The sequence below is a fragment of the Kitasatospora sp. NPDC002965 genome, assembly GCF_040611255.1.
Lineage (GTDB): Bacteria > Actinomycetota > Actinomycetes > Streptomycetales > Streptomycetaceae > Kitasatospora.
This window is the reverse complement of sequence record NZ_JBEXNT010000268.1, coordinates 1-4,168: the sequence shown is the minus strand read 5'-3', so window position 1 is coordinate 4,168 and position 4,168 is coordinate 1. Positions and strand designations below refer to the sequence as shown.

Genomic DNA, 4,168 nt, shown 5'->3' with positions numbered 1-4,168 from the left:
CCTGTGGGAGAGTAGGACGCCGCCGAACAATCATTGTGAAGAACCCCCGTCCGGGATACGGACGGGGGTTCTTTGCGTTTCCGGGGCAATTCCGGTGCATTCCGGTGATGCCGGGGCGGTGGTGTTCACGGTCCGTGCCACGTCCCGTGCCACGTCGGACCGGTCCGGGAGGTCAGCCCTGGGGCGGTGCGGTGCCCCAGCTCGGTCGGCTCTCCGAGCGGTCGGGGGTGTCGGTGAGCCGGGTCGGGCTACCCCCGTCGGGCTGCATGACGTAGAGGTCGGACGAGGTCCCGGTGCCGGCGGCGCGGGCGAAGACGATGGATCCGCCGTCGGGGGCGTAGGCCGCGGGGCCGTAGGAGACGTCGGACGGGCCGGGCGTCAGGGCCTCGATCGCGCTGCCGTCGGCGTGCATGGCGTAGATCCCGCCGCCCGGGGTGAGGTCGGGGCCGGCGGGGAAGGTGGTGAAGACGATCCGGGTGCCGTCGGGGGACCATCCGGCACGGCCTCCGGCCCGCAGCTCCCAGGGGGTGAGCTGGCGAAGGCCGGTGCCGTCTGCGGCGACGGAGAACAACGCGCGGCCGTCGGCGGGGAGCCCGGTGGCGCTGGTGCGGTACTCGAAGACCAGCTGCTTTCCGTCGGGCGACCAGCTGGGACTCGTCACCTCGCCGGAGTAGGGCTTGTCGTTGGTGAGGAAGGTCAGACGCTGGACGTCGGTGCCGTCCGGGGTCATCAGGTACAGGTCGGAGTACTGGATCTGACCGGTCTCGGGGTCGCCGGATCCCCAGGTGCGGTTGAAGGCGATCCGCCCGCCGTCCGGGGAGAACGCGGGGTGACTCTCCGCCTCGTTGATGCAGTCGGGAGCTCCCACGCTGCAGAGCGGACCGACCTGGTGGGCGTTCTCTCCGGAGGCCGTGGTGAGCCAGATCCGGGCGGCGGAGGCGGCGTCGCCGGTGCGGTCGAAGGCGAGCGCGACGCCGTCGGGGGACCACGAGGGATTGTCGTCGCGGGCGCCGTCCGGCGGCTGGGTGAGCGGACGCTCGCCGGTGCCGTCGGGCCCGGTGGAGAGGATGGCGCCGGTTTCCCGGTCCGTGCCGAGCGTGACCCGGCTGGCGATCAGGCCGTTGCGGGCGGAGGGCGGGGTCGCGGCGGCGGCGCCGACGACACCGGGGGCGGCAGCGGCCGGCTCGGGCGTAGGCGTGGGGGACGGCGATTCGGCGCGGATCTCGCTGAGCGGGATGTCGCCGGGCTGTGCGCCGCAACCGGTGAGCAGGGCTCCTGCCAGCAACAGGCCCGCACCGGCGCGAGTGCGGGTGCGGGCCGTCGTGGGGGTGGTCCGTGCGAGCCGTGTGCCGGTCATTCGCGTCTCATCTCCGTCTCCGATCCGCCGGGTGAGTCCCGGCGAGCTTCGAGGGAGCTGTCACTTTGTCAGATCGGACGCGGCGAAAAGGGGGCGACACGCGACGCTGTGCGTCCGTTCGGACACTCGGAGTAGCTGCGCGGCGGGGCGTTGAGGCGCGGCGTGAGGTGCGGGCGGCGGACGCGGGACGGCGTCAGTCGCGGGCGGTCCGGCGTTCGGCCTTGGCGGTGGCCTCCGCCTCGTCCTCGGCCTCGGCGACCTCCAGGGTGGGGGCGGTGCCGCCCAGCTGGGCGGGCAGCCACCAGGTGTCGTCGGGGCCGGACGGCTTGCCGGGGTACTCGCGCTGGGCCTGGTCGAGCATCTCGGACATCGCGGCGCGGAGCCGGCGGGTGACCATGACGGGCTTGTCGGTGGGGGCCAGCTCGATCGGCTCGCCGATCATGATGGTCACCGGGACATGCCGCTTGGTGAGGGTCTTCGGGCGGCCCTTGGTCCAGAGCTGCTGGGTGCCCCAGAGGACGACGGGCAGCAGCGGCGCGCCGGAGTCGGCGGCCATGCGGGCGGCACCGGTCTTGAACTTCTTCAGCATGAAGGAGCGGCTGATGGTGGCTTCGGGGAACACGCCGACCATCTCGCCGGCCCGCAGGGCCCGGACGGCGGCCTCGTACGCGGGCTGGCCGTCGGTGCGGTCGACCGGGATGTGCTTCATGCCGCGCATCAGGGGGCCGGAGACGCCGTGCTTGAAGACGTCGTCCTTGGCCATGAAGCGGGTCTTGCGCCGTCCGCCGCGGTAGGCGCCGAGGCCGGCGAAGAGGAAGTCCAGGTAACTGATGTGATTGCTCACCAGGACTGCTCCGCCCTTGGCGGGGATGTGCTCGGCGCCGACGATCCTGATGCGCACGTCGAGCGCGCGGAAGACGGTCAGTGCGGCGCCGATCACCGGCGGGTACACGAACTCTGCCACGGTCAGTCCTGACTTCGACGGGCCTCGCGGCCCGGTACGGCGGGTACCCGAGCCGTACGTGGGGGCCGACCGGTGGCGCGGCACGCCGCGGCGGCCACGGGTGATACACGGAGATGATCCCCCGAAGGGGTGCCCGCTGTCACCTGAGGCGTACCGCCAGGCGGAATGTGAAGGTGTGATGTGCGTGATGAGTCCGGCCGGGAACTTTTCCCGGCCGGACCGTCGGGCGGCCGGCTCGGGCCGGTGGCGGGGTGCTCAGGCGGCGATGTCCACCCGGCCCTGGGCGCGGCGGACCAGCAGGTACATCTCGCAGCCCAGGCAGTAGCCGAAGGCGGCGTTGAGGAAGGCGGCGGCGAGTGCGAACCCGGTCGCGAGCAGGCCGAGCCAGTCGACCCCGGTGAGGAAGCCGAGCGCGCCGACGACGGCGAAGACCAGGCCGACGCCCTGGGCGAACCGCGGCGGGCGCTCGTCCTCGGTCTCGGTCGGCGCCGCGAGCCGGGGCCGGACCAGCGTGCGGTAGAACCAGCCGTAGGGCGAGTGGCGCAGCCCGGCGACGGCGCCGAGGGCGAAGACCAGGGCCTGGGCGGCCAGCAGGAGTCCGCTGCCGGTGAGCAGGACGGCTATCAGGACGACGGTGGTGAGCGCGGCGGCGAAGCGCGGGCCGCGGGGATCGATCTGCACGGGGGCTCCGGGGGAGGGGCGACGGGTGACGGCGGGGCGCGTCAGCGACAGCGCGAGGCCGTGGCCCGGCACAGGTCGACCACCCGGCGGGCGGTCAGCAGCGGCTGTGCGGGGCGGTCGGAGTCCACCCGGCGATCGTACGCGCGCCGTGGGCCGCGGGTCGACCGGTTTGCGGGGCCCGTTCCCGGAGCCCGGGCGGGCGGGGGCAGACTGGGGGGATGACCGGGTTGGTGGTGTGCGTTGTCGTCCTCGTGGTGGCGAGCGCGTTCGGGCTGCTGCGGGCCAAGCGTGACGGGAGGTTGCGGGTGCGGGTGAAGGACGGGGCGGTGCGGCTGTCGGCGGCCGAGCTGGGGGTGCCGCTCGGCGAGCGGGCGACCCTGGTGCAGTTCTCCAGCGCGTTCTGCCAGCCCTGCCGGGCCACGCGCAGGGTGCTGACCGAGGTGACCGGGATGGTCGAGGGGGTGGCGCACGTCGAGTTGGACGCCGAGGAGCGGCTGGAGCTGGTCCGCCGGCTGGACATCCTGCGGACGCCGACCGTTCTGGTGCTGGACGCGGGCGGTCGGGTGGTGCGCCGGGCGGCCGGGCAGCCGCGGAAGGTGGACGTGATCGCCGCCCTGGGTGAGGCGGTCTGAGGGTGCTCCCGCCCCCGGTTCGGAGGGCGCGGGTCGTTCCGGGCGGTGAATCCGGAGGCCGAAGGACCGCCCCGTGGGGTGGAGCACGGGTCGGGCTGGGGCAGGATGGCCCTGACGGCAGTGCAGCCGTCCTGTGGCCGCCGTCCGGGCCGGGGATCCTCTCCGGGCTGGTCGGAGGGGTTGCGGGACGCTCGGTCGGGACCTCCCGCCGTAAGCTACTGGCCAGTAGTGACCGTTGTGCTACTGGCGAGTATGCTGCGACGGAGTTCCGGACCGGCACGGGAACACGCTGCCCGGAGCGGGTGCGTACCGTGTGCGCGCCCGCTTGCACAGCCGCAGCCGCCGGACGAGACCAGTACAGGAGACAGGCCGTGAGCTTGAGGATCGTTGTCTGTGTGAAGCACGTGCCGGACGCGACGGGTGACCGTCGTTTCTCGGACGATCACACCACCGACCGGGAGGGCGTGGACGGCCTTCTGTCGGAGCTGGACGAGTACGGCGTGGAGCAGGCGTTGCGGATCGCGGAGGCGAGCG

Annotated in this window: 4 protein-coding genes and 1 pseudogene; 2 read left to right on the top strand and 3 right to left on the bottom strand. The window is 73.2% G+C overall.

The annotated features are described in order from the left end of the window. Window positions 1-172 precede the first annotated feature (172 nt). From ABZY91_RS41565 to ABZY91_RS41555, 3 genes are all read right to left on the bottom strand, one after another. Window positions 173-1,357, bottom strand: a complete 1,185-nt coding sequence (locus ABZY91_RS41565; RefSeq protein ID WP_355409385.1) for a hypothetical protein — start codon at window positions 1,355-1,357, stop codon at window positions 173-175. Window positions 1,358-1,550: 193 nt separating this feature from the next. Continuing rightward, window positions 1,551-2,321, bottom strand: a complete 771-nt coding sequence (locus ABZY91_RS41560; RefSeq protein WP_329880174.1) for a lysophospholipid acyltransferase family protein — start codon at window positions 2,319-2,321, stop codon at window positions 1,551-1,553. Window positions 2,322-2,576: 255 nt separating this feature from the next. Then, window positions 2,577-3,002, bottom strand: a complete 426-nt coding sequence (locus tag ABZY91_RS41555) for a DUF4395 domain-containing protein (protein WP_355409384.1) — start codon at window positions 3,000-3,002, stop codon at window positions 2,577-2,579. 218 nt (window positions 3,003-3,220) lie between these two features. On the opposite strand from ABZY91_RS41555, the gene ABZY91_RS41550 reads away from it, so the two are divergent. After that, complete coding sequence (locus ABZY91_RS41550; protein ID WP_329880171.1) at window positions 3,221-3,634, top strand: thioredoxin family protein; 414 nt, start codon at window positions 3,221-3,223, stop codon at window positions 3,632-3,634. Window positions 3,635-4,005: 371 nt separating this feature from the next. After that, window positions 4,006-4,168, top strand: a pseudogene (locus ABZY91_RS41545) (electron transfer flavoprotein subunit beta); the annotation flags it as partial.

What these genes read in the sequence shown, in the direction of transcription:
- ABZY91_RS41565 (WP_355409385.1), bottom strand. Translation starts at nt 1,357, where the DNA reads ATGACCGGCACACGGCTCGCACGGACCACCCCCACGACGGCCCGCACC.
- ABZY91_RS41550 (WP_329880171.1), top strand. Translation starts at nt 3,221, where the DNA reads ATGACCGGGTTGGTGGTGTGCGTTGTCGTCCTCGTGGTGGCGAGCGCG.